Consider the following 23,542-nt stretch of genomic DNA (forward strand, 5'->3'; position numbering starts at 1 on the left):
CCGCCCGGCAGGCAGCGATCCCGGGGTTCGGGGAGGGTGCCGCGATGAGCGGCGCGCGCACGCCGACGGCCCTGCTGAGTCCGGCCGACCAGGAGCGACGACGGGGCCTTCGCACCATGAAAGGCGTCGCGCTCGGCGCGCTCGTGTTCATGGCGGTGCTCTTCGCGTTCTCGTTCGCGTTCCAGCAGGATGTTCCGGCCCTCGCCTACGTGCGGGCGGCGGCCGAGGGCGGCATGGTCGGCGCCCTCGCCGACTGGTTCGCGGTCACGGCGCTGTTCCGGCATCCGCTGGGCATCCCGATCCCGCACACCGCGATCATCCCCAGCCGCAAGGACGAGATCGGCCGCAACCTCGGCGAGTTCGTCGAGACCGAGTTCCTGCGCGCCGACGTGGTGCGCACGAAGCTCGACCAGACCGCGATCGCCGCGCGCCTGGGCGACTGGCTGAGCGCACCCGTGCATGCCGAGCGGGTCGCGGCGGAGGCATCCGTCATGGCGGGCAGCGTGCTGCGCGCGCTCAGCGACGACGACGTGCGCGACGTCATCGAGGAGCTCGCCCGCGAGCACCTCATCGCGCCCGAATGGGGTCCGCCGCTCGGCGAGTGGCTCGATCGCATCATCGCCGCCGGGGCGCATCACGGCGCGGTGGACCTCGCCGCCGACACCATCGCAGCGTGGCTCGCCGCCAACAAGGTCGCCTTCACCGGCGTCGTCTCACGCCGGCTGCCGGCGTGGGTGCCGTCGGTCGCCCACCGCTTCGTCGACGACACCGTGTACAACGAGGCCGTCAAGTTCGTCGCGGCGGTCCAGGCCGACCCGCGGCATCCCGCCCGCATCGCGATCGACGGCTACCTCGCGCGCCTCGCCGGCAACCTGCAGCACGACCCCGCGACGATCGGGCGCTTCGAGGACGCGAAGCTCGCCGTGTTCGACAGCCCGCGCGTGCGCGAGCTGGCCGGCGAGGCGTGGGCGACGGCGAAGGCAGGTCTGCTGCGCTCCCTCGCCGACCCCGAGAGCGGACTGCGGCGGCGGGGCGTGGAGGCGCTGGTGGAGATCGGCGAGCGCTTGACGACGGATGCTGCGCTCCAGCACCGCGTGGACACCTGGGTCACCGACGCCGCCGTGTTCCTCGTCGACCGCTACCGCCACGACATCGCCTCGATCATCACCGACACGGTCGAGCGGTGGGATCCCGCCGAGACGACGGAGAAGATCGAGCTCATGGTCGGGCGCGATCTGCAGTACATCCGCCTCAACGGCACGATCGTCGGCGCGCTCGCGGGCCTCGCGATCTTCTCGATCGCCCACGCGCTGCTCGGGTGACGCGTCTCGGCGAGCCGTGTTAAGAGTGCGTGAAGTCCGGGTCGATCGAGGCCGCGGAGCGTTACCCTGATGCCGTGTCCGCGGACGAGCCCACCCAATACCTCTTCAGCTACGGCACGCTGCAGAACGACGACGTGCAGCTCGACACGTTCGGGCGCCTGGTCGAGAGCGAGCCGGACGCGCTGCCCGGGTACACCGTCGACTACGCCGAGATCGAAGACATGCGGGTCGTCGATCTGTCGGGTCTGACGGTGCACCCGATCGTGCGCGAGACCGGGAACCCCCTCGACAAGGTCGTGGGAAAGGCCCTGCTCGTGACCGACGACGAGCTCGACGCGGCCGACGAGTACGAGGTGTCGCTGTATCGACGCTGCGCCGTGGTGCTCGCGAGCGGTCGCTCCGCGTGGGTCTACGTCGCGGCGTGAGCGCCCGGTACCGTCGACACGTGACGCTTTCCCACGATCCCTCGTGGCCACGCGCAGGTGCGTGGCCCCCTCTCGAAGACGGGAGGTGGGATGCCGCGATCCTCGGCGTCCCCGCATTCCGCACGTCCCTGTCTCCCACCGGCGCAGGCGCCACGCCCGCGGCGATCCGCGAGGCCCTGCGCCGCTACAGCCCGACGCTCCTGGGACCTCCCCCGGTCGACCTGAACGACGTGCTGCGCATCGCGGATGCGGGCGACGTCGCCGAGCCCGACGGGCCCGAGGGCGAGGCATCAGTGCGTTCCACGGTGACGCGGCTGCGCGAGCGCGCGGATCTCGTCGTCGCGCTCGGCGGCGACAACTCGCTCACCTACGCGGTGGCGCAGGGCGCCGCAGCGACGGGGCTCATCACCATCGACGCGCACTTCGATCTGCGCGACGGCGTCTCGAACGGCTCCCCGGTGCGGCGGCTGGTCGAGGACGGTCTCGACGGGCGGCGGATCGTCCAGCTCGGCATCGCCGACTTCGCCAACTCCGTCGCGTACGCGCGGCGCGCGGCGGAGTACGGCATCACCGTCGTGACTTTGGACGACCTGCGCCGTCGCGGCGCCGCCGACGTCGCGGCCGAGGCGCTCGAGATCGCCGGCGCCGGCGGCGGCCCGCTCCATCTCGACATCGATGTGGACGTGTGCGACCGGTCCGTGGCGCCCGGGTGCCCGGCATCCGTCCCCGGCGGACTTGCCGCCTGGGAGCTGCGGGCGCTCGTGCGCACCCTCGCCGCCGACACCCGCCTGCACAGCGCCGACATCGCCGAGGTCGATGCCACGGCGGATGCCCCCGACGACCGCACGGTGCGTCTCGCGGCGCTCTGCGTCCTCGAACTCCTCGCCGCCAAGGCCTCCGGAAAGGTGACTTCATGATCCGTCTCGCACTGGTGCGGCACGCCAAGTCGGAGTGGGGCAACCCCGGCCTCGACGACCATGACCGCCCGCTGAACGACCGGGGCATGCGCGATGCGCCCCGCATGGCCGCGCGGCTCGCCGCAACCGGGTTCCGTCCCGACGTCATCCTCTCGAGCACCGCCGTTCGTGCGCGGACGACGGCCGAAGCCTTCGCCGCCGAGCTCGGCGTGGCCGTCTCGCTGGACCCCGAGCTGTACGGCGCCCCGGCGCACACCTTGCTCGCAGCGGCCGCGGCCACGCGTGCGGCGACGGTCATGGTGGTCGCGCACGATCCCGGGATGAGCGCCCTCGCGGCGAGCCTCTCGGACGACGACATCGACCACATGCCGACGTGCGCCGTCGCGACGTTCATCTGGGTGCAGGACGACTGGGACGTCGCGAGCTCCGTCGATCCCGACAACTGGACGTTCGACACGCCGCCCCGCTGACGCCGACGACGGTCAGAGCGCGGCACCGCCGATCCACACGGTGTGCACAAGCGGCACGCCGGGGCGGTAGGCGAGGTGCACGCGGGTCGGCGCGTCGAGCATCACGAGGTCGGCGCGCATCCCCGGGGCGAGTGCGCCCACGTCGTCGCGGCGCAGCGCCTTCGCTCCGCCTGCGGTCGCGGCCCACACCGCCTCGGCGGGCGACATCCCCATCTCGCGCACCGCGAGCGCGATCATGAGGGGCATCGAGCTCGTGAAACTCGACCCCGGGTTGCAGTCGCTCGCGAGGGCGACGGTCGCTCCGGCGTCGATCAGGCGCCGTGCGTCGGGGTACGGCTGGCGGGTCGAGAACTCCACGCCCGGCAGCAGCGTCGCGACCGTGGTCGATCCCGCGAGCGCGGCGACATCGTCGTCGGACAGATACGTGCAGTGATCGACGGATGCTGCGCCCAGCTCGACGGCGAGACGCACCCCCTCGCCCGGTCCGAGCTGGTTGCCGTGCACCCGTGGCTCGAGGCCGTGCGCGACGCCCGCGGCGAGGATGCGCCGCGACTCTTCGGGCGTGAACGCCCCGCGCTCGCAGAACACGTCGATCCACCGGCTGTGCGGGGCGCAGGCGCGGAGCATCGCGTCGCAGACGAGCTCGACGTACTCGACGCGTCGCTCGCTGTACTCTGCAGGCACCACGTGGGCTCCGAGGAACGTGACCTCGGGCGTGACTTCCGCGGCGAGGCGCGCGAGTCGCTCTTCGTCGGCGACGGTGAGCCCGTAGCCGGTCTTGATCTCGAAGGTCGTCGTTCCCTGGCCGTGGAGCTCGGCCACGAAGGCGGCGAGGCGCGCCCGCAGCTCCTCGTCGCTCGCGGATCGGGTCGCCGCGACGGTACGCCGTATGCCCCCTGCGGCATACGGCGTACCTGTCATGCGCGCCTCGAACTCGTCGGCGCGGTCGCCCCCGAACACGAGGTGCGTGTGACTGTCGACGAACCCGGGGATGACCGCGCGGCCCCCGGCGTCGACGAGATGGGCCCTGGCGCTCGCACCTGCGAAGCGCGCAGCGACGGCGGCTGCCTCGCCCCCCGCCCCGACCCAGGCGATCCTGTCTCCCTCGATCAGCACGGCCGCGTCGTGCAACGTGCCGAGTGCATCGCCGTGAGCGGCGACATTGGTGGTCAGTTCGCCGATGTTCGTGATGAGCGTCGCAGTCACAGCATCCGTCCGTCAGTCACCGAGCATGGGTACGTTCAGACCGCGTTCGCGCGCGACGTCCTTCGCGCGGTCGTAGCCGGCGTCGACGTGGCGCATGACGCCGGTGCCCGGGTCGTTGGTGAGCACGCGCTCGAGCTTCTCGGCGGCGAGCGGGGTGCCGTCGGCGACGGTGACCTGACCGGCATGGATGCTGCGACCGATGCCGACGCCACCGCCGTGGTGGATCGACACCCACGCCGCGCCCGACGCCGTGTTGAGGAGCGCGTTGAGGAGCGGCCAGTCGGCGATCGCATCCGAGCCGTCGGCCATCGCCTCGGTCTCGCGGTAGGGCGAGGCGACGGAGCCCGCGTCCAGGTGGTCGCGGCCGATCACGATCGGTCCCGACAGCTCGCCCGAGGCGACCATCTCGTTGAACTTCAACCCGGCGAGGTGGCGCTCCTTGTAGCCGAGCCAGCAGATGCGTGCCGGCAGGCCCTCGAAGTGGACCGCGTCGCCGGCCTTGTCGAGCCAGCGCACCAGACCGGCGTTGTCGGGGAACAGGGCTTTGACGGCCTCGTCCGTCTTGCGGATGTCCTCGGGGTCTCCCGAGAGCGCGACCCAGCGGAAGGGTCCGCGCCCCTCGGCGAACTGCGGGCGGATGTACGCGGGCACGAAGCCCGGGAACGCGAACGCGCGGTCGAAGCCGCCGAGCTGCGCCTCGGCGCGGATCGAGTTGCCGTAGTCGAACACCTCTGCACCGGCGTCTTGGAATCCCACCATCGCCGCGACGTGCTTGGCCATCGAGCCGCGGGCGCGGGCGGTGAACGCCTCGGGGTCACGCGCCGCCTCGGACTTCCAGTCCTCGAAGGCGATGCCCACGGGCAGGTACGCCAGCGGGTCGTGGGCGCTGGTCTGGTCGGTGACGATGTCGACGGCGACCTCGCCCGCGCGGTGGCGCAGCAGCACGTCGCCGAAGACCTCGGCGGCGTTGCCGACGACGCCCACCGACAACGCCTCGCCGGCGGCCTTCGCAGCAACGACCCGGGCGAGGGCGGCGTCGAGGTCGGTCGTGTACTCGTCGAGATAGCCGTGCTCGACGCGGCGAGCCAGCCGCGACTCGTCGACGTCGACGATGAGCACCGCTCCCCCGTTGAGGGTCACCGCCAGCGGCTGCGCGCCGCCCATGCCCCCGGCGCCGCCGGTGAGCGTGAGTGTGCCCGACAGGTCGTCGCGCCCGAGCGACCGCGCCACGGCGGCGAACGTCTCGTACGTGCCCTGGAGGATGCCCTGCGTGCCGATGTAGATCCACGACCCCGCGGTCATCTGGCCGTACATCGTGAGGCCGAGCTCCTCGAGACGGCGGAACTCCGGCCACGTCGCCCAGTCCCCCACGAGGTTCGAGTTGGCGATGAGCACCCGCGGCGCCCACTCGTGCGTGCGGAAGACCCCGACCGGCTTGCCCGACTGGACCAGCAGCGTCTCGTCGGGCTCGAGCTCGTCGAGCGTGCGGACGATGGCGTCGAACGCCTCCCACGAACGAGCCGCGCGCCCGGTGCCGCCGTAGACGACGAGGTCCTCCGGGTGCTCGGCGACCTCGGGGTCGAGGTTGTTCATGAGCATGCGCTTGGCTGCTTCGGCGCCCCAGCTCTTGGCGGTGCGCTCGGGACCGCGCGGCGCGCGCACGGCGCGTTCGCCGAGCCCGCGAGCGGCCGACGCGGTCGTCGAGGTTGTGGGAACGGACATCGTCACTCCTTCGTGGTGGTCTGGTAGGCGGCGGCCGCGACGGCGCCGGACGCGACGAGCACGGTCACGGCCTCGATCTCGGGCGACAGGTAGCGGTCGGGGCCGGGTCCGCCCGCGACGGTGCGCACGAGATCGCGCACGGCACCCGTGGCGGCGGCCGGTTCGAGCGGCGCCCGCAGGTCGATGGCACGCGAGGCCGTGAGCACTTCGATCGCGAGCACGCGCGACAGTCCGTCGATCGCCCGACGCAGCTTGCGCGCGGCGGCCCACCCCATCGACACGTGATCCTCCTGCATGGCCGACGACGGGATGGAGTCGACGGATGCCGGGACCGCCAGCCGCTTCAGCTCCGAGACGATCCCCGCTGCGGCGTACTGGGCGATCATGAAGCCCGAGTCGACGCCGACTTCGTCGGCGAGGAAGGGCGGCAGGCCGTTGCTGCGCGCGCGGTCGAGGGCGCGGTCGGTGCGCCGCTCCGAGATCGAGGCCACGTCGGCCACGGCGATCGCGAGGAAGTCCAGCACGTACGCGACCGGTGCGCCGTGGAAGTTGCCGTTCGACTCGACGCGCCCGTCGTCGGTGATCACGGGGTTGTCGACGGCCGCCGCGAGCTCCCGCGAGGCGATGAGCAGGGCGTGATCGGCGGTGTCGCGGGCCGCGCCGTGCACCTGCGGCGAGCAGCGCAGGGAGTACGCGTCCTGCACGCGGGTGCAGACGGCGGGGTCGCGGTGGGACGCCATGATCCCCGAGCCCGCGAGCACCGCCCGCAGGTTCGAGGCCGACACAGCCTGCCCGATCTGCGGCCGGAGCGCCTGCAGGTCGGCGGCGAACACTGCGTCGGTGCCGAGCTGCGACTCCACCGACATGCCCGCGGCGACATCCGCCGTGTCGAGCAGCACCGAGAGGTCGTGGAGCGCGAGCAGCAGCATCCCGAGCATGCCATCGGTGCCGTTGATGAGCGCGAGCCCCTCCTTCTCGCGCAGCACGAGCGGGGACACGGATGCTGCCGCCAGCGCCTCGGCCGCGTCGACCTCTTCGCCGGCGGCGGTGCGCACACGACCCTCGCCCATCGCGGCGAGCGCGACATGCGACAGCGGCGCGAGGTCGCCGGAGCAGCCGAGCGAGCCGTACTCGCGCACGATCGGCGTGATCCCGGCATTGAGCATCGAGGCGTAGGTCTCCACGACGACGGGGCGGACACCCGTGTGACCCGTCGCCAGCGTCTGCAGGCGCAGCAGCATCAGAGCGCGCACGACCTCGCGCTCGACCTCGGGGCCCGTGCCGGCCGCGTGCGAGCGGATGAGGCTGGCCTGCAGCTGCATGCGGCGCTCGGGGGCGATGAACGTGGTGGCGAGGGCGCCGAAGCCGGTCGAGATGCCGTAGTGCGGCTCGGGATCGTCGGCGAGGCCCTCCACGAGGGCGCGGGTCGCCGCGACGCGCGCGACCGCCTCGGGGGCGAGCTCGACGACGGCGCCGTGACGGGCGACGGCGACGACCTCGTCGGGACGCAGCGGCGCCGCGCCGACGGTGACGACCGCGACGTCGGCGGCGGAAGTGGGCGTGACGATGGCCATGCTCCGATTCCACACCCGGACCGTGGCGCGCGACAGCGGGTCGTGGCATCCTCTGTCTGTGATTCCAGACAGCAGTACCCGGCCTCAGGTGCCCGCCGCGGACCAGACGCTGCGGATCCTGTCGTACCTCGCGCGCCAGCGCGGGCCGGTCCCGGCGCGCACGATCGCGACCGCGCTGGAGCTCCCGCGCTCCACCGTGTACCACCTGCTCGCGGCGCTGCAGGAGCACCAGTTCGTCGTGCACCTGCCTGAGGAGCGGCGCTGGGGGCTCGGCATCGCCGCGTTCGAGCTCGCCGGCGGGTACTCGCGCCAGGAGCCGCTCGCGCGGCTCGGCCGGCCCGTGCTCGCCGACCTCGTCGATCGCGCCGGCGAGAGCGCGCACCTCGCCGTCATGCATGGACGCGACGTGCTCTACATCGTCGAGGAACGCGCGCCGCGCCGACCCGCACTGGTGACGGATGTCGGCGTCCGCCTGCCGTCGCACCTCACCGCGACGGGCCGCGCGATGCTGGCGGCGCTTCCGCGCGAGCAGGTGCGGGCGCTGTTCCCGGACGCCGCGGCCTTCGCGGACCGCACCGGGCGAGGCCCCCGGCGACTCGGCGAGCTGCGGGAGCTGCTCCGAGGGGTGCGGGAGCGCGGGTGGGCCTCGGAGGACGGCGAGGTCACCCTCGGGCTCGGGTCGGTCGGGGTCGCGGTGCTCGACCACGTCGGCTGGCCCATCGCCGCGATCGCGGTGACCTTCCCCACCGACGGCGCGCGCGAGGCCGCGGACTTCGCGGAGCTCGTCGCCCCCGTGGCGGCCGAGCTGGGCCGTCGCATCGGCGGCGCCCGTCCGGCCACATCGAAACTCTGACGCGCGAGCTCAGTCGACCTTCATGACGGTGCCGCCCGTCAGACGTACCAGTTCGTCGTAGGTCATCGGGAAGACGGTGTGCGGCGTGCCGCCGGCGGCCCAGATCTCGGGGTAGCCGGCGAGGTCCTCGTCGACGATCGTGCGCAACGGCGCCGGGTGGCCCGTCGGCGCGACACCGCCGATGGCCTGGCCGGTGGCCTGTCGCACCTGCTCTGGCGTCGCGCGCTGGATCCTGCCGTGTCCGAGGCGCTCGGCGAGGGCTGCGGTGTCGACGCGGTGCGCGCCGCTCGTCATCACGAGCAGCGGTGCGCCGTCGCTGAAGAACACCAGGCTGTTGGCGATCGCGCCGACCTCGACCCCGAGCGCCTGGGCGGCGAGGACCGCGGTGGATGCCGCATCCGGAAGCACCACGATGTCACCGGGGATGCCGGCGGCGCGGATCGCATCGTGGACGAGGCGACTGCGGGCGGGGAGCGAGTCGGGGATGGTCACCGGCTCAGCCTAACGACGCGGTCCGCGCGCGAGGATCTCGCCGTGGGGCATGAGGAGCCAGCCGTCGTCGGCGGCGGCCCACTCGCGCCAGCCGTCCGAGATGCGCTGCAGCAGCGCGTCGTCTGCGCCGGTCGCGCGCGCCGAATCGGCGAACGCCGACTGCAGCACGCGGTCCGCCCACATCCCGCCCCACCACGCGCGGTCGGCCTCGTCCTCGAAGAGCCATAGCGAGGCCGTGGCACGGATGTCGGCGAGCCCCGCCTCCTGCGCCCACGCCTTCAGCCGGCGTCCGGCTGCCGGCTCACCCGCGACGCTGCGGTGCGTCGCCAGGTACAGCGCGAGCCACTCGTCGAGCGCGGGGATCAGCGGGTACCAGATCACGCCTTCGTAGTCGACGTCGCGCGCGGCGACGACGCCGTCGGGGCCGGCGACGCGCCCGAGCTCGCGCAGCATGTCGACCGGTCGATCCACGTGCTGCAGCACCTGGTGCGCGTGCACGACGTCGAAGCCGCCGTCGTCGAAGGGCAGCGCGTAGGCGTCGCCCACCTCGAACGACAGATTCGGCGCCGCGTGGTCGGCCGCGGCCTGCGCGACGACGCCGGCCGAGGCATCCGTCCCGACCACCCGAGCGGGTGCGACGCGGGCCGCGAGGTCCGCGGTGATCGTGCCGGGCCCGCTGCCCACATCGAGGACCGAGACGCCTGGCCCGAGGTGCGGCAGCAGATATGCCGCGGAGTTCTCGGCGGTGCGCCAGCGGTGCGACCGCAGAACGCTCTCGTGGTGGCCGTGGGTGTAGGCGTCTGGCATTCGTCGATGCTACCGACGGCGCACACACTGCTGACGCGTGCGCAGAACTCACACCGACGACCACGCAATGTGCCCACTCGCCGTCGACACGGTTGAACAATTCGCAGAATCGGTGTCCAATGAGAGTGGATGCCGCAACGCCGCGGCGTCCGCAGCGCACTGCCCACGAGGCCCGCCGAAGGAAGAACCGCGATGACGCACACCCTGCCCCTGCCCGATTTCACACACGAGCGGGTGGAGGTGATCACCGGCCGCCGCAGCGGCCTGTTCATCGCCGTCGCGCTGCACTCGTCCGTGCTCGGCTCCGCCCTCGGCGGCGCGCGCCTGTGGACGTACCCGCACTGGAGCGACGCCCTCGGCGACGCACTGCGCCTGTCGGCCGCCATGACCCTCAAGAACGCCGCGGCCGGCCTCGACGCCGGCGGCGGCAAGTCCGTCATCGCCCTGCCTCCCGGCACCACGCTCGACACCGACCGGCGCCGCGCCGCGTTCCTCGACCTCGGCGACGCGGTCGAGTCGCTGCACGGCCTGTACCGCACCGCCGAGGACGTCGGCTCGACGACCGAGGACATGCTCGTCGTCAGCGAGCGCACGGAGCACGTCGTGGGCCTGCCCGACGCCGTCGGCGGCTCCGGCGAGCCCGCCGGCCCGACGAGCCTCGGCGTGTACGAGTCGCTGCGCGCGACCCTCGAGCGCGTCGCGGGCACCGCCGACGTCGACGGACGCCGCATCACGATCTCCGGCCTCGGCCAGGTCGGCAGCCGCCTCGCGGTGCGCCTGTCCGCCGAGGGCGCGCGCCTCACCGTGACCGACGTGAACCCCGCCAAGCGCGACCTCGCCACCGAACTCGGCGCGGAGTGGATCGCCCCCGGCGAGGAGCACCTCGTTCCCGCCGACGTGTTCGTGCCGGCCGGCATCGGCGGGCTCCTCACCGACGAGGTCATCGACGCCCTCGACGCGAAGGCCGTCTGCGGCCCGGCGAACAACCCGCTCGCCGACCACAGCGGCGCGGCCCGCCTCGCCGGTCGCGGCATCCTGTACGCCCCCGACTTCGTCGTCAACGCGGGTGGCGTGATCTACCTCGACCTCGAGGCGAAGCGCCTCGGCACGCGCACCGAGATCATGGAGCGCGTCGGCCAGATCGGCGACACCGTGCGCCGCATCTTCGACGAGGCCTCCTCGCGCGGCGTCACGCCGCTCGAGGCCGCCGAAGGGCTCGCCGCGGAGCGCCTGGCCGCCGGCGGCCGCCAGCCCGCACTCGCGCACTGACCCGGCACGCGCCCGGCCACCGGAGGGGATGGCCGGGCGCGTTGCACCCTCTTGACACTGCGTTCCACCCATCGCGGAATCGCGTTCCACAATCCTCGGCGCGAATGGCATGATGGTCGCACGGCCGGGCCTGGGCCCGCCGACGACGACCGTCATGCCGCCCGATCGAAGGAGATCCGGTGTTCACCAGTCCCGAAGCCGATATCGAGATACCCGAACTCGACGTGTACGACTACCTCTTCGCGAGCCTGACCGACGAGGATCTGGGGCGCGTCGCGCTCATCGATCCCGCGACCGGGGCGGAGACCACGTACGGCGCGCTGCGCACCCAGATCGACCTGTTCGCGGGCGCCTTGGCGGCGCGCGGGGTCGGCGTGGGCACGGTGCTCGGCCTGCTCTGTCCGAACGTGCCCGCGTTCGCGACGGTGTTCCACGGCATCCTGCGCGCGGGAGCCACCGTCACGACGGTCAACTCGCTGTACACGGCGGGCGAGATCGAGAAGCAGCTGCGCGATGCCGGGGCCACGTGGCTCGTCACCGTGAGCCCGCTTCTCCCACAGGCCCAGGCCGCCGCCGAGGCCGTCGGCATCCCTCACGAACGCGTCATCGTGCTCGACGGCGCATCGGGTCACCCGAACCTCCGGGAGCTGCTCGCCGAGGGCGCGCCCGCACCCGACGTCTCGTTCGACCCGGCGACGCACATCGCGGTGCTCCCCTACTCGTCGGGCACGACCGGCATCCCCAAGGGGGTGATGCTCACGCACCGCAACCTGGTCGCGAACGTCGCGCAGTGCCGCGTCGCCCTCGACCTCGCCGAGACCGACCGCGTGCTGGCGGTGCTGCCGTTCTTCCACATCTACGGCATGACGGTGCTGCTCAATCTCGCGCTGCGCCAGCGCGCGAGCCTCGTGACGATGCCGAAGTTCGACCTGGTCGAGTTCCTGACGAACATCCAGCGGTTCCAGTGCACGTACCTGTACATCGCGCCGCCGATCGCGGTCGCGCTGGCCAAGCACCCGATCGTCGACCAGTTCGACATCTCGAGTGTGCGCACGGTCTTCTCGGGGGCGGCTCCGCTCGACGGCGAGACGGCCGAGACGGCGGGCCGCCGCATCAACGCGCGCATGATGCAGGGGTACGGCATGAGCGAGCTGAGCCCCGTCTCGCACGCGATGCCGGTCGACCGCTACGACATCCCGGTGAGCTCGGTCGGCGTGATGCTGCCCAACACCCTCAACAAGCTGATCGACACCGAGACCGGCGAGGAGATCACCGAGCTCGGACCGGACGGCGTCACCAAGGCGGGCGAGCTCTGGGTCAAGGGACCCAACGTCATGCTCGGCTACCTCAACAAGCCCGATGCCACGGCAGAGACGCTCGATGCGGACGGCTTCCTGCACACCGGCGACATCGCCGTATACCACGAGGGCGGCTACTTCTCGATCGTCGACCGGGTCAAGGAGCTCATCAAGTACAAGGGCTACCAGATCGCTCCCGCAGAGCTCGAGGCGCTCCTCCTCGGCCATCCGAAGGTGATGGATGCCGCGGTCATCGGCGTGCTCGACGACGACAAGCAGGAGATCCCCAAGGCCTTCATCGTCGCCGCCGCCGACTCCGGCCTGACCGGAGACGAGGTCATGGCGTTCGTCGCCGAGCACGTCGCCCCGCACAAGAAGGTGCGCCGCGTGGAGTTCATCGACGCGATCCCGAAGTCCAGCGCCGGAAAGATCCTCCGCAAAGACCTGCGCGCCCGCGAGGCCGCGACGGTCTGACACCACGCTCCGCGAGAGAACGGATGCCTCGGCGAACGCGTTTCGCCGAGGCATCCGTTCGCGCGGCCACTAGTTTGGCGCCATGGAAGGACTCTGGCTGGCCGCGCTGAGCGGACTCATCGGCGGCGGAACGCTGCTCGTCGGGGCCGCGGTCGCGTGGTACATCGACATTCCGCAGCGCATCGTCGCCGGGATCATGGCCGTGGGTGCGGGCGTGCTCATCTCGACGCTGGCCTTCGAACTCGTCGAAGAGGCGGCGGCCGACGGAGGGCTGGTTCCGACCACCGTCGGGTTCCTGGGCGGCGCGATCCTCTACATCGTCGCGGACCAGCTGATCTCGCGACGCAGCAGGCAGCGTGCCGCCGGCTCGCCTCAGCTCGACGCCTCCTCGGTCACCGAGTACTCCGACGGTGACGCGATCCCCGCGAACATCGTCGCCCGCCGTGCCGGGGCACAGGCGGTGAGCGGAGCGGGGCTCGTCATCGCGGTCGGCGCGCTGATCGACGGCATCCCGGAATCCATCGTCATGGGCCTCTCCGTCCTCCAGGGCGGGATCAGCATCCCGATCGTCGCGGCGATCGCCATCAGCAACTTCCCCGAGGGACTCGGCTCGACCGCCGCCCTCAAGCGCGGCGGCTCGAGCGGGCGGTACGTCGCCCTGCTGTGGAGCGGGATCGCGCTGATCACCGTCGTCGCGTCGGTGCTCGGCTACGTCGCCTTCCAGTCGGCGTCGCCGAACCTGATCGCCCTCATCACGACGATCGCCGCCGGCGGCCTCCTCGCGATGGTGTGCAACACGATGATCCCCGAGGCGTTCGACGAGCAGCAGGCACTGACCGGCCTGTGGGCGACGATCGGCTTCCTCGGCGCGTTCCTCCTGCACGAGCTCACCTGAGCCGGACGATCGGAGCCGCAGCGTTCACTCCCCCGGTGCCGCCGCGACGGCGACGGTGCGGCGCGCCCGGAGCGCGGTCGCCGCGCCGGCCAGCACGGCCCCGACAGCCAACCAGATGAGCACGCGGTAGTCGACGACGAGGAGGAGTCCCGCACCCGCGATCGATACGAGGGTCTGCGGCAGGTTCACGACCACATTGGCCGCGGCGCCGGTACGGCCCTGCAGGGCGTCGGGCGTGAGGCGCTGGCGGAGGGTGGAGAAGGCGACGACGGTGATCGGGATGCCGATCCCCATCACGAACATGCCGGCGCCGCCGAGAACGACCGAGCCGAAGGCGAACGGCACGCTGCCGACCGCGATGAGAAGGAGCCCGAGGGCGGCAGACCGCCCCTCACCCCACCGGGTCACGACGGTCGCCGACAGGAGCCCGCCGAGCACGGCGCCCGCGCCCTGGACGGGCACGAGCACCCCGATCGCGACAGGGTCGACGTGCATCGCATCGAGGGCCGGGAACACGATGATGTTGAGCAGTCCGGTCGCGCCGAAGCCGATCGCCGCGGCGATCGTGATGACCCGGAGACTCTGCGGTGCGAAGAGCTGCTTGAAGCCCGCGACCAGCTCGCGGAGGGAGCCGCGCCCGGGGTCACGCTCCGGAGCCGCACCGCCGACCGGCAGTCCCGCGACGATGACGGCAGCCACGGCGAAGCACGCCGCGGTGAGCACGATGACCGCCGGTGCGCCGAGCCAGACGTACAGAGCCGTGCCGATGAGCGGCGACACGAGACGCAGCCCGTTGTCGATCGTCGACAGCACGCCGTTGCCCGATGCGAGCTGGTCGTCGCGCAGCATCGCGCGGATGATGCCCGACTGCGCCGACGCCGTCACGTAGCCGGCCGCACTGTAGAGGAAGACGACGGCGTACACGAGCCACAGCTGCGCCGTGCCCGACACGAGCAGCAGGGACAGCACGAGGGGAACGAGCGCGACGTTGTTGAGCACCAGGAGGCGGCGCCGCGGCATCCTGTCGGCGAGCATCCCGATGAAGGGCGCGAGGATCGCCGGCAGACCCAGCGCGACGAAGACGAAGCCGGCCGCGACGTCCGATCCGGTGAGCTCCTTCACCCAGACCGCGACCATCAGGAACAGGGCGCTGTCGCCCAGGTTGGTCGCGACCCAGCCCGCCGCGAGCCGCGGAAACCCCGGCGCCGACCATGCGACCGGACCGCGCCGGACTCCGCGCTCCGTGCCGGCGGTCACTTCTCGTCCTCCGGTTCGGGGTTCACCACAGCGAAGAACCGGGAGTAGCGGGCACCCGGCGGCCGCTTCGACGGATCGGTGTGCCGGCCCGCGAACCGGTCGGTGATCTCCTGCACATCGCGGCTGAGCTGTGCGAGCTCTTCCGCGGTCGCCCAGAACGACGAGCGCGTGAACGTCGTCGCCTGCACCCATTCGTCGTTCTCGCGATCGATGCGTGCGAACCAGTCCATCACGCGGAGGAACTCCGACTCGAGCCCCATCGACGCGACCGCCTGCACCGCGAGCAGCGAACCGGGCACCTCCGGATCGGGCCTCATGTCGAAGTCCGCGACCTTCACGCGCCACGGCTTCTCGCGGCCGCGCCGCTCCGCCCGCTCGATGTAGCCGTACTTCTCCAGCATCCGCAGGTGGAACGAGCAGCTCGCGGCCGACTCCCCCAGCGCCTCGGCGCACTCCGTCGCCGTGGCCTCCGCCACGTCGCCCAGGTGGTCGAGCAGGGCGATCCGCACCGGGTGCGCGAGCGCCCGGATGCGCTCGGGATCGGTGATGCGCTCACGGCGCGCCGACCGCGGGAACGGCTGGTCGTCGGTGGTCATGGCGACGACTTTAGATTCTAAAGACTCCTTTCGCAAGACTTCTTTAGAATGACGTCGCACGGATGCTGCGGGGCGCGGGGGACGCGAGAGCGGAGGGACTCCTCCAGCGGCCTACCCGGACGTGGGGATCAGGCGGTGGCCCAGAGGCCGTCGTCCTCTGCGGCGCCGGGCGCCTCGATCGACAGGCCGTGGAGCAGTTCGAGGGCGGCACGCGCCTCGTCGATGCGGCCTTCGACAGCGAGTTCGCGGATGCGCACGGACGGACGGTGCAGCAGTACGCCCGCAAGATGTCGCAGCGCGGCCTCGACCTCGTCGCCGGCGCCGCGCGAACGGGCCCGGGCGATCTCATCGTCGACGATGTTCAGGACGTCACCGCGCAGTGCGGTGATCGCGGGTCCGGCCTCGCGGTCGGCGTGGAACTCGGTGGCGGCGTCGCCGACGATCGCACGCGCGTCAGCGTGGGCGCTGAACTCGGCGAGCGGTGCGTGCAGCCGGATGGTCTCGAGGTCGAGCAGTTCGACCGCCTCGACCGCGCCGACGGCGGGGTCGACGTTCCGCGGGAGCCCGAGGTCGATCACGAGCACGCGTCGCCCGGGCGTGAACGCGTCGGCGTGCACGACGGCATCTGCCGTACACGTGATGACGACGTCGGCCTCGGCGACGGCGGCGACGAAGTCCGACACGGGGATCAGCCCGTGCTGCGCGGCGAACGACTCGGCACGACCGGACGGCGAGAAGACGTGGATGTCGCCGGCGCCGCGGGCGCGGAGCGCCTCCACCGTGCGGACGGCGTACTTTCCAGTGCCCACGAGGACGATCTTGGCGGCGGCCCACTCGGCGACGCGGCTCGACGCCAGCTCGAGGGCGAGGCGCACGAGAGAGCGGTGCGCTCCGCGCAGCTGCGTGCGGTTGCGTACGCCGCGGCTGGTGTGGGTGGCCTTCTGGAACAGGCGCTCCAGCTCGCTCGAGGTCAGGCCGTCGGCGCGCGCGGCGTCGAGCGCGCGACGCACTTGGCCCGAGATCTCGTCTTCGCCGACCGACATCGATTCGAGGCCGCTGGTGACGGCGAAGAGGTGGGCCGCAGCATCCGCCCCCTGATGGACCGCGACCGACGCGCGCAGCAGATCGACGGAAACGCCGGATGCGTCGGCCATCGCCTCGATGACGGACTCGGCCGCGACCGCCTCGCCGCCCGTGAGCGGCTCGTCGATGTCGAGATAGGCCTCGAAACGGTTGCAGGTCGCGAGCACGACGGCGCCGGAGACGAAGATCTCGTCGTCCACAAGGGCGCGCGTCGCGGTGGGCGCCCCCACAGAGAGACGCTCCAGGATGTCGAGGCTCGCGTTCCGATGGTTCGCGGTCAGACAGAGGAGCACGGACCTAATCTTAACGTGTGTCGTTGCATGACTCTCACCCTTCCGTCCTTCAGAGAAACGATCCCCCCGCGCTGATACGCGCCTATCGCGGCGAACGGCCGGCTCGCACGCCGATCTGGTTCATGCGTCAGGCGGGTCGATCGCTGCCGGAATACCGCGAGCTGCGGGTGGGCACCGACATGCTCGACGCCTGCCTGAATCCCGAGCTCGCCAGCGAGATCACGCTGCAGCCGGTGCGCCGGCACGGCGTCGACGCGGGCATCTTCTTCAGCGACATCGTGATCCCGGTGCGCCTGTCGGGCGTCGACGTGCGCATCGTCGCGGGTCGCGGCCCGGTGCTCGAGAACCCGGTGCGGACGGCGGAGGATGTCGCATCCCTGCCCCCGCTGGACCCTGCGGCGCTCGCCCCCATCCGCGACGCGGTCGCGCTCACGGTCTCAGAACTCGGCACGACGCCGCTCATCGGCTTCGCCGGTGCTCCGTACACGCTCGCGTCGTACCTCGTCGAGGGAGGTCCGTCGAAGGAGCAGCTCAAGACGCGGGCTCTCATGCACTCCGATCCCCAGACGTGGGCCGCGCTGCTGACGTGGTGCGCCGAGATCACCGGCGCATTCCTCGCCGCCCAGATCGAGGCAGGCGCGTCGGCCGGGCAGCTCTTCGACTCCTGGGCGGGCTCGCTCAGCCTTTCCGACTACACGCAGCACGTTGCGCCATTCTCCGCCCTGGCCCTCGACGCCGTGCGCCACCTCGACGTGCCTCTGGTGCACTTCGGCGTCGGCACCGGCGAACTGCTCGCCGCGATGCGCGACGTCGGCGTCGACACCGTGGGCGTGGACTGGCGTCTCCCGCTCGACGAGGCGGTGCGCCGTCTCGGCCCCGACGTCTCGGTGCAGGGCAACATCGACCCGGCGCTGCTGCGCGCCCCGTGGCCGGTGCTCGAGGCGCACATCATCGACGTGCTCGAGCGCGGGCGCGCCGCCCGTGCGCACGTCGTGAATCTCGGGCACGGCGTCCCGCCTGACACCGACCCGACCGTGCTCACGCGCATCGTGGAGTTCGTCCACGCGAATGGCTGACTTCAGCGTCGTCGGCGGCGGGGTCGCCGGGCTCGTCGTCGCCCGCCGCCTGGCTGCCGCGGGCGCCTCGGTGACGGTGTTCGAGGCATCCGGCCGGCTCGGCGGAACGATCGCGCGCCACGACGTCGGAGGACTCGCCCTCGATGCGGGGGCCGAGAGCTTCGCGGTCCGCGGCGGTGCCGTCGAGGCGCTGCTCGTGGAGCTGGGCCTCGCCGGCGACATCGTCGCTCCCGCTCCGGGACCGGCGTGGCTGCAGCCCGTCACGGGCGACGCCGTCCCCCTGCCCGCGACCGCGCTGCTCGGCATTCCGGCGGACCCCCTCGCCGACGACGTCGTGCGAGTGGTCGGCCTCGCCGCGGCCGAACGAGCCGTCGCGCTCGACGCGCGGCCGGTCGGCGCCGTGCCCGCGGTGCTCGGTCCGCTCGTGCGGGAGCGCCTCGGCGCCGACGTGCTCGACCGGCTCGTCGCACCGGTCGTGCACGGCGTGCACTCGCAGCACCCCGACGAACTCCCGGTCGCTCGCGCCCATCCTGCGCTCGCGCACGCCGTCGAGAGTGCGGGCTCGCTCAGCGGAGCCGTCTCGCGTCTGCGTGCCGCCGCAGCGCCGGGCGCCGCGGTCGCGGGGATCCGCGGTGGCGTCAACCGCCTCGTGCCGGCTCTCGCCGACGACCTCGTGCGGCGCGGTGGCGACATCCGTCTCGGGACGCGGGTCGGCGACGTCGGCGCTCTCGATGGCACCGTCGTCGCGGCCGCGCCGGGTGTGGCCACCCCAGCCGCGCCGGGTCGCCGCATCGACCTCGTGACGCTCGTCGTGGAGCAGGACGAGTTGGATGCCGCTCCCCGCGGCACCGGGCTGCTCGTCGCCGCCGGGGCGCCGGTGGGCGCCCGGGCCCTCACGCACGCCACGGCGAAGTGGGCGTGGCTCCGTGAAGCCGCCGCCGGGAGGCACGTCATCCGGCTCTCGTACGACGAGACCCCCGCGGACCCGGTTGCCGCAGCGGTCGCCGACGCGGAGACACTGCTGGGCGTGCGACTGCCGGTCGTGGTCGACGCGGCCCAGGTGTTCTGGGTGCGGCCGGCCGCAGCATCCGTCCCCTCTTCGGGTCCCACGGTCGTCGGCGAGACGGTAGCCGGATCCGGCCTCGCCGGCATCGTCGCCCACGCGGAGCGCACGGCTGCGGATCTCCTGGCGCGCTGACCGGAGTTCCGCCGAGCTCACGCGGTCCGGACTTCGCATACCTTCCGGGCCGCCGACCCGCGAAGTCCGGACTTCGCACGAGGGAGGCGGAGGATGAGCCCCGGGCTGCAGGCGGGCACGGAATGAAACGGCGCTCCCGGAAACTGCCCATGCGCGGGATGGAAAGATGGGAGCATGACCGACCCCGCGGCGAACTCCCCCACTGAAACCCTCGGCTACACCCTGTGGGCGGTCTTCCGCCGCGAACCGTCCGCTTCCGCCCCTGCCGGCGATCTGACCGCCGCGGTCGCCGAGGTCGAGGCATCCGGGGTCACCGTCCGCGGGTTCTACGACGTGTCGGGCCTGCGCGCCGACGCCGATCTCATGATCTGGCTCACCGGAGTCGGGATCGCCCCCGAGGTGCTGCAGTCCGCACTCCGCACGCTCCGCCGCGCCGAGCCGCTCGCCTCTCTCGTGCCGGTCTGGAACGCCATGGGCGTGCACCGCGACGCCGAGTTCACCGCCAGCCACCTGCCGGCGTTCATGCGCGACAAGGATCCCGAGGCCTGGCTCACGGTCTACCCGTTCGTGCGGTCGTACGACTGGTACATCCTCCCCGACGACGAGCGACGCCAGATGCTCGCCGACCACGGTCGCAAGGGCGCCGCGCACCGCTCCGTGCTGAGCAACACCGTCGCGTCGTTCGCGCTCGGCGACTACGAGTGGATCCTCGCCCTCGAGGCGCCCGAGCTCGTCGAGCTCGTCGACCTCATGCGCGATCTCCGTCAGACCGAGGCACGCCGCCACGTGCGCGAAGAGGTGCCCTTCTACACCGGACGCCGCATCGGCATCGACGAGATCGCCGAGGTGCTGGCGTGACCACCCTGCGCATCGGCACGCGCGGCAGCACGCTCGCGCTGACGCAGACCGGCATGGTCGCCGACGACCTCGCCGACGCGTACGGCGTCACGACCGAGCTCGTCACCATCACCACCGACGGCGACCGCTCGAACGAGCCGCTGTCGCGTGCCGGCGGCACCGGCCTCTTCACCGGCGCCCTCCGCGACGCGCTCCTCGCCGGCGAGTGCGACGTCATCGTCCACTCGCTCAAGGACCTCCCGACAGCGCCTCACGACCAGCTCGTCGTCGCGGCGATGCCCGCGCGCGAAGACCCCCGGGACGCGCTCATCGCCCGGGACGGCCTCACGCTCGACAAGCTGCCGGCGGGCGCCCGTGTCGGCACCGGCTCCCCCCGCCGCATGGCGCAGCTGCGCGCCCGCCGCCCCGATCTCGAGGTCGTCGACATCCGCGGCAACGTCGACACGCGCCTCGGCAAGGTGACGAGCGGAGAGCTGGATGCCGTCATCCTGGCCGCCGCGGGCCTCACCCGCATCGGCCGCACCGATGTCGTGACCGAGTTCCTCGACGCCGACCGCTGGCCGACGGCGCCCGGTCAGGGCGCGCTCGCGGTCGAGGTGCGCCGCGGCGAGGAGGACCTCGTGGATCGTCTCGACCACGCCGAGACCCGCGCTGCCGTCGAGGCCGAGCGCGAAGTGCTCGCCATCCTCGAGGCCGGGTGCTCCGCCCCGGTCGGCGCACGCGCCGTCGTCGACGCCGGGCTGCTCCTGCTCTCGGCGAGCGTCTACAGCCTCGACGGCACGACGACGCTCACCTCGTCGCACGCCACCGTGTGGCCCGAGGACGAGGGCGATCCGTCACGCGAGGTCGCAGCATCCGTCGCCCGTGAACTGCTCGATGCCGGCGCCGCCGGCCTGACGGGAGAACGCCCTTGACTGTCCTGGGACCCACCGACCGCCCGCGCCGGCTGCGCGCGACCCCCGCGATGCGGCGGCTCGTCGCGGAGACCCGCCTGCACCCTGCTGAGCTGATCCTGCCGCTCTTCGTGCGCGAGGGCGCGAGCGAGCCGGTGCCGATCTCGTCCATGCCGGGCGTCGTGCAGCACTCGACCGAGAGCCTGAAGCGTGTGGTGGCGGATGCCGCGGCCGCCGGCATCGGCGGCATCATGCTGTTCGGCGTGCCCGAGCACAAGGACGCGGTGGGCTCCGGCGCGACGGATCCCGACGGCATCCTCAACGTCGCGACGCGCATCGCCGTCGCCGAGGCCGGGGACGCGCTCGTCGTGCAGACCGACCTGTGCCTCGACGAGTTCACCGACCACGGCCACTGCGGCGTGCTCGATGCGAAGGGCTACGTCGACAACGACGCGACCCTGGAGCGCTACCGCGACATGGGCGTGGCCCAGGCCGAAGCGGGCTCGCAGCTGCTGGGACTGTCGGGCATGATGGACGGCCAGGTCGCCGCGGTGCGCGACGCGCTCGACGACTCCGGTCACGGCAGCACCCCGATCCTCGCTTATGCGGCGAAGTACGCCTCGGCGTTCTACGGACCGTTCCGCGAGGCCGTGCAGTCCTCGCTCGAGGGCGACCGCCGCACCTACCAGCAGGATCCGGCCAACCGCCGCGAGGGGGCCCGCGAGCTCGACCTCGACATCGCAGAGGGCGCCGACATCGTGATGGTCAAGCCCGCGATGAGCTATCTGGATGTGCTGGCGGATGCCGCGGCGACCAGCCCCGTCCCCGTCTGGGCCTACCAGGTGTCGGGCGAGTACGCCATGATCGAGGCGGCCGCCGCCCACGGGTGGATCGACCGCCGCCGCGCGATCGAGGAGTCGGTGATCGGCATCCGCCGTGCCGGCGCCGACGCCGTGCTGACCTACTGGGCCCTGGAGCTTGCGGAGTGGATCCGATGACGACGAACGCACAGGAATTCGCCCGCGCGCGCGGCGCCATGCCGGGCGGGGTGAACTCGCCGGTGCGCGCCTTCGGCTCGGTGCACGAGACGCCGCGCTTCTTCGTGTCGGCGTCGGGCCCGTACGTGACCGATGTCGAGGGGCACGAATATGTCGACCTCGTCGGGTCCTGGGGTCCCGCGATCCTCGGCCACGCCCACCCCGCGGTCGTGAAGGCGGTTCAGGATGCCGCGGCCCACGGCCTCGGCTTCGGCGCGAGCACGCCGGGCGAGACGGAGCTGGCCGAGCTGATCGCCGCGCGCGTCTCGCGAGACGGCGAGGCGAAGCCGGTGGAGCGGGTCCGCCTCGTCTCCACAGGCACCGAGGCGACCATGACCGCGATCCGCCTTGCGCGCGGGGCGACCGGGCGCGACCTCATCGTGAAGTTCGCCGGGCACTACCACGGGCATTCGGACGGGTTGCTGGCCGAGGCGGGGTCGGGCGTCGCGACGCTCGCGATGCCGGGCTCCGCGGGCGTTCCCGCCCCGATCGCCGCGCAGACGCTGGTGATCGCGTACAACGACCTCGACGCCGTCCGGGAGGTGTTCGCGGCGCGCGGCGACGACATCGCCGCCGTCATCGTCGAGGCGGCGCCCGCCAACATGGGCATCGTCCCGCCCGCGGACGGCTTCAACGCGGCCCTCGCCGACATCGCGCACGCGCACGGCGCGCTGCTGATCCTCGACGAGGTGCTCACCGGCTTCCGTGTCGGCCCCGCCGGCTGGTACGGCATCGACCCGGTGGCGTTCTCGCCCGACCTCATCACGTTCGGAAAGGTCGTGGGCGGCGGGCTCCCCCTCGCCGCGCTCGGCGGGTCCGCCGCGCTCATGGACCTGCTCGCACCGCTCGGCCCGGTGTACCAGGCCGGCACGCTGAGCGGCAACCCGCTCGCCGTCGCCGCGGGACGCACGACGCTCGACCACCTCGACGACGCCGCCTATGCCCGCATCGACGGCGCGGCGACGACGATCGCCGATGCCGCCGCATCCGCTCTCTCCGATGCCGGCGTCACGCACGTCGTGCAGCGCTCGGGCAACCTGTTCTCGATCCAGTTCGCGGCCGAGGCGCCGACGGACTACGACACGGTGAAGGCGCAGGAGGCGTTCCGCTATCCGCCGTTCTTCCGCGCGATGCTCGCCCAGGGCGTCTCGCTGCCGCCCTCGGTGTTCGAGGCCTGGTTCGTGTCGGCCGCGCACGACGGCACCGCCGTCTCGCGCATCGTCGAGGCTCTTCCGGCCGCCGCGCGCGCCGCCGCCGAGGCCACTGCCGACTGAGGCCGCCGGACGCCCCTCCAGGTGAGCGCCCCACCATCGTCATCGCAGGGACGCGGGCGTGCGCAACGGGCCGCTGCGGCTCGCACGACGGAGGGAAAGCAGAAGGCCCCCACGCCGTGGGGGCCTTCTCTCGGTGGACCTGAGGGGAATCGAACCCCTGACCTCCTCGATGCGAACGAGGCGCGCTACCAACTGCGCTACAGGCCCTTGAACCTCGAAAACACTATCACGGTTCGACACCCGCTCCGAATCG

The 23,542-nt window shown here is 72.3% G+C and carries 22 protein-coding genes and 1 tRNA gene; 14 read left to right on the forward strand and 9 right to left on the reverse strand.

The genetic code is table 11. The annotated features are described in order from the left end of the window. Positions 1-44: 44 nt before the first annotated feature. From J2Y46_RS18960 to J2Y46_RS18975, 4 genes are all read left to right on the forward strand, one after another. Complete coding sequence (locus J2Y46_RS18960; RefSeq protein ID WP_045299992.1) at positions 45-1,322, forward strand: DUF445 domain-containing protein; 1,278 nt, start codon at positions 45-47, stop codon at positions 1,320-1,322. A gap of 74 nt (positions 1,323-1,396) precedes the next feature. Continuing rightward, entirely contained in the window at positions 1,397-1,747 is a 351-nt protein-coding gene (locus tag J2Y46_RS18965; protein ID WP_310244523.1) for a gamma-glutamylcyclotransferase family protein, read from the forward strand. A gap of 20 nt (positions 1,748-1,767) precedes the next feature. Then, the gene (locus tag J2Y46_RS18970; protein WP_045299993.1) at positions 1,768-2,664 is read left to right on the forward strand and encodes an agmatinase family protein; all 897 of its coding nucleotides are present in this window, start codon (positions 1,768-1,770) and stop codon (positions 2,662-2,664) included. Beyond that, positions 2,661-3,134, forward strand: coding sequence for a histidine phosphatase family protein (locus tag J2Y46_RS18975; protein ID WP_045299994.1), 474 nt, complete (start codon positions 2,661-2,663; stop codon positions 3,132-3,134). The genes J2Y46_RS18970 and J2Y46_RS18975 overlap by 4 nt, the downstream gene beginning before the upstream one ends. Positions 3,135-3,146: 12 nt before the next feature. Here the strand turns inward: J2Y46_RS18975 and hutI are convergent, their stop codons facing one another. From hutI to hutH, 3 genes are read right to left on the reverse strand one after another with little or no spacing between them, the layout of a single operon-like run. Further along, positions 3,147-4,340 (reverse strand): imidazolonepropionase, encoded by a 1,194-nt coding sequence (hutI, locus tag J2Y46_RS18980; protein WP_045299995.1) that lies wholly within the window; start codon positions 4,338-4,340, stop codon positions 3,147-3,149. A gap of 12 nt (positions 4,341-4,352) precedes the next feature. Next, entirely contained in the window at positions 4,353-6,062 is a 1,710-nt protein-coding gene (gene hutU, locus J2Y46_RS18985) for a urocanate hydratase (RefSeq protein WP_045299996.1), read from the reverse strand. A gap of 2 nt (positions 6,063-6,064) precedes the next feature. Then, complete coding sequence (gene hutH, locus J2Y46_RS18990; protein WP_045299997.1) at positions 6,065-7,636, reverse strand: histidine ammonia-lyase; 1,572 nt, start codon at positions 7,634-7,636, stop codon at positions 6,065-6,067. A gap of 88 nt (positions 7,637-7,724) precedes the next feature. Between hutH and J2Y46_RS18995 the strand changes: the two genes are divergently transcribed. Further along, positions 7,725-8,489: an IclR family transcriptional regulator gene (locus J2Y46_RS18995; protein ID WP_245619603.1), complete on the forward strand. Its 765-nt coding sequence runs from the start codon at positions 7,725-7,727 to the stop codon at positions 8,487-8,489. A 9-nt stretch (positions 8,490-8,498) separates the two neighbouring features. Here the strand turns inward: J2Y46_RS18995 and J2Y46_RS19000 are convergent, their stop codons facing one another. Both J2Y46_RS19000 and J2Y46_RS19005 read right to left on the reverse strand, forming a co-directional pair. Next, on the reverse strand, positions 8,499-8,975 hold the full coding sequence (locus tag J2Y46_RS19000; protein ID WP_045300098.1) for a YbaK/EbsC family protein: 477 nt from the start codon (positions 8,973-8,975) through the stop codon (positions 8,499-8,501). 15 nt (positions 8,976-8,990) lie between these two features. Next, positions 8,991-9,788, reverse strand: coding sequence for a methyltransferase domain-containing protein (locus J2Y46_RS19005; RefSeq protein ID WP_056369745.1), 798 nt, complete (start codon positions 9,786-9,788; stop codon positions 8,991-8,993). A gap of 192 nt (positions 9,789-9,980) precedes the next feature. On the opposite strand from J2Y46_RS19005, the gene J2Y46_RS19010 reads away from it, so the two are divergent. The 3 genes from J2Y46_RS19010 to J2Y46_RS19020 all read left to right on the forward strand — a co-directional run bounded on the left by J2Y46_RS19010 (position 9,981) and on the right by J2Y46_RS19020 (position 13,724). Further along, on the forward strand, positions 9,981-11,057 hold the full coding sequence (locus tag J2Y46_RS19010) for a Glu/Leu/Phe/Val dehydrogenase family protein (RefSeq protein WP_045300000.1): 1,077 nt from the start codon (positions 9,981-9,983) through the stop codon (positions 11,055-11,057). A 179-nt stretch (positions 11,058-11,236) separates the two neighbouring features. Beyond that, on the forward strand, positions 11,237-12,829 hold the full coding sequence (locus J2Y46_RS19015; protein WP_045300002.1) for an AMP-binding protein: 1,593 nt from the start codon (positions 11,237-11,239) through the stop codon (positions 12,827-12,829). Between the two features lie 82 nt (positions 12,830-12,911). Next, positions 12,912-13,724 (forward strand): ZIP family metal transporter, encoded by an 813-nt coding sequence (locus J2Y46_RS19020; RefSeq protein ID WP_045300004.1) that lies wholly within the window; start codon positions 12,912-12,914, stop codon positions 13,722-13,724. 24 nt (positions 13,725-13,748) lie between these two features. Here the strand turns inward: J2Y46_RS19020 and J2Y46_RS19025 are convergent, their stop codons facing one another. The 3 genes from J2Y46_RS19025 to J2Y46_RS19035 all read right to left on the reverse strand — a co-directional run bounded on the left by J2Y46_RS19025 (position 13,749) and on the right by J2Y46_RS19035 (position 16,953). After that, the gene (locus J2Y46_RS19025) at positions 13,749-14,981 is read right to left on the reverse strand and encodes an MFS transporter (RefSeq protein WP_310244537.1); all 1,233 of its coding nucleotides are present in this window, start codon (positions 14,979-14,981) and stop codon (positions 13,749-13,751) included. Continuing rightward, positions 14,978-15,577, reverse strand: a complete 600-nt coding sequence (locus J2Y46_RS19030) for a winged helix-turn-helix domain-containing protein (RefSeq protein WP_310244540.1) — start codon at positions 15,575-15,577, stop codon at positions 14,978-14,980. Before J2Y46_RS19030 ends, J2Y46_RS19025 begins: the two co-directional genes overlap by 4 nt. A gap of 128 nt (positions 15,578-15,705) precedes the next feature. Further along, entirely contained in the window at positions 15,706-16,953 is a 1,248-nt protein-coding gene (locus J2Y46_RS19035; protein WP_310244543.1) for a glutamyl-tRNA reductase, read from the reverse strand. Between the two features lie 17 nt (positions 16,954-16,970). On the opposite strand from J2Y46_RS19035, the gene hemE reads away from it, so the two are divergent. From hemE to hemL, 6 genes are all read left to right on the forward strand, one after another. Next, a complete protein-coding gene (hemE, locus tag J2Y46_RS19040) occupies positions 16,971-18,029 on the forward strand; it encodes a uroporphyrinogen decarboxylase (RefSeq protein WP_045300012.1) in 1,059 nt (352 codons plus the stop codon). Then, positions 18,022-19,227, forward strand: a complete 1,206-nt coding sequence (locus J2Y46_RS19045; RefSeq protein WP_310244549.1) for an FAD-dependent oxidoreductase — start codon at positions 18,022-18,024, stop codon at positions 19,225-19,227. The genes hemE and J2Y46_RS19045 overlap by 8 nt, the downstream gene beginning before the upstream one ends. Before the next feature lie 174 nt (positions 19,228-19,401). Continuing rightward, a complete protein-coding gene (hemQ, locus tag J2Y46_RS19050) occupies positions 19,402-20,085 on the forward strand; it encodes a hydrogen peroxide-dependent heme synthase (protein ID WP_045300016.1) in 684 nt (227 codons plus the stop codon). Next, the gene (gene hemC / locus J2Y46_RS19055) at positions 20,082-20,999 is read left to right on the forward strand and encodes a hydroxymethylbilane synthase (protein WP_310244553.1); all 918 of its coding nucleotides are present in this window, start codon (positions 20,082-20,084) and stop codon (positions 20,997-20,999) included. Before hemQ ends, hemC begins: the two co-directional genes overlap by 4 nt. Positions 21,000-21,049: 50 nt before the next feature. Continuing rightward, positions 21,050-21,976, forward strand: a complete 927-nt coding sequence (hemB, locus tag J2Y46_RS19060; RefSeq protein WP_396653216.1) for a porphobilinogen synthase — start codon at positions 21,050-21,052, stop codon at positions 21,974-21,976. Next, on the forward strand, positions 21,973-23,289 hold the full coding sequence (gene hemL, locus J2Y46_RS19065) for a glutamate-1-semialdehyde 2,1-aminomutase (protein WP_045300019.1): 1,317 nt from the start codon (positions 21,973-21,975) through the stop codon (positions 23,287-23,289). Before hemB ends, hemL begins: the two co-directional genes overlap by 4 nt. Positions 23,290-23,423: 134 nt before the next feature. Here hemL and J2Y46_RS19070 read toward each other — a convergent pair. Continuing rightward, a tRNA-Ala gene (locus J2Y46_RS19070) sits at positions 23,424-23,496 on the reverse strand. Positions 23,497-23,542 lie beyond the last annotated feature (46 nt).

The organism is Microbacterium sp. BE35, assembly GCF_031457705.1.
GTDB lineage: Bacteria > Actinomycetota > Actinomycetes > Actinomycetales > Microbacteriaceae > Microbacterium > Microbacterium trichothecenolyticum.

What these genes read in the sequence shown, in the direction of transcription:
- J2Y46_RS18960 (WP_045299992.1), top strand. Translation starts at nt 45, where the DNA reads ATGAGCGGCGCGCGCACGCCGACGGCCCTGCTGAGTCCGGCCGACCAG.
- J2Y46_RS18975 (WP_045299994.1), top strand. Translation starts at nt 2,661, where the DNA reads ATGATCCGTCTCGCACTGGTGCGGCACGCCAAGTCGGAGTGGGGCAAC.
- hutU (WP_045299996.1), bottom strand. Translation starts at nt 6,062, where the DNA reads ATGTCCGTTCCCACAACCTCGACGACCGCGTCGGCCGCTCGCGGGCTC.
- hutH (WP_045299997.1), bottom strand. Translation starts at nt 7,636, where the DNA reads ATGGCCATCGTCACGCCCACTTCCGCCGCCGACGTCGCGGTCGTCACC.
- J2Y46_RS19005 (WP_056369745.1), bottom strand. Translation starts at nt 9,788, where the DNA reads ATGCCAGACGCCTACACCCACGGCCACCACGAGAGCGTTCTGCGGTCG.
- J2Y46_RS19010 (WP_045300000.1), top strand. Translation starts at nt 9,981, where the DNA reads ATGACGCACACCCTGCCCCTGCCCGATTTCACACACGAGCGGGTGGAG.
- J2Y46_RS19020 (WP_045300004.1), top strand. Translation starts at nt 12,912, where the DNA reads ATGGAAGGACTCTGGCTGGCCGCGCTGAGCGGACTCATCGGCGGCGGA.
- J2Y46_RS19030 (WP_310244540.1), bottom strand. Translation starts at nt 15,577, where the DNA reads ATGACCACCGACGACCAGCCGTTCCCGCGGTCGGCGCGCCGTGAGCGC.
- J2Y46_RS19045 (WP_310244549.1), top strand. Translation starts at nt 18,022, where the DNA reads ATGGCTGACTTCAGCGTCGTCGGCGGCGGGGTCGCCGGGCTCGTCGTC.
- hemQ (WP_045300016.1), top strand. Translation starts at nt 19,402, where the DNA reads ATGACCGACCCCGCGGCGAACTCCCCCACTGAAACCCTCGGCTACACC.
- hemB (WP_396653216.1), top strand. Translation starts at nt 21,050, where the DNA reads ATGCGGCGGCTCGTCGCGGAGACCCGCCTGCACCCTGCTGAGCTGATC.
- hemL (WP_045300019.1), top strand. Translation starts at nt 21,973, where the DNA reads ATGACGACGAACGCACAGGAATTCGCCCGCGCGCGCGGCGCCATGCCG.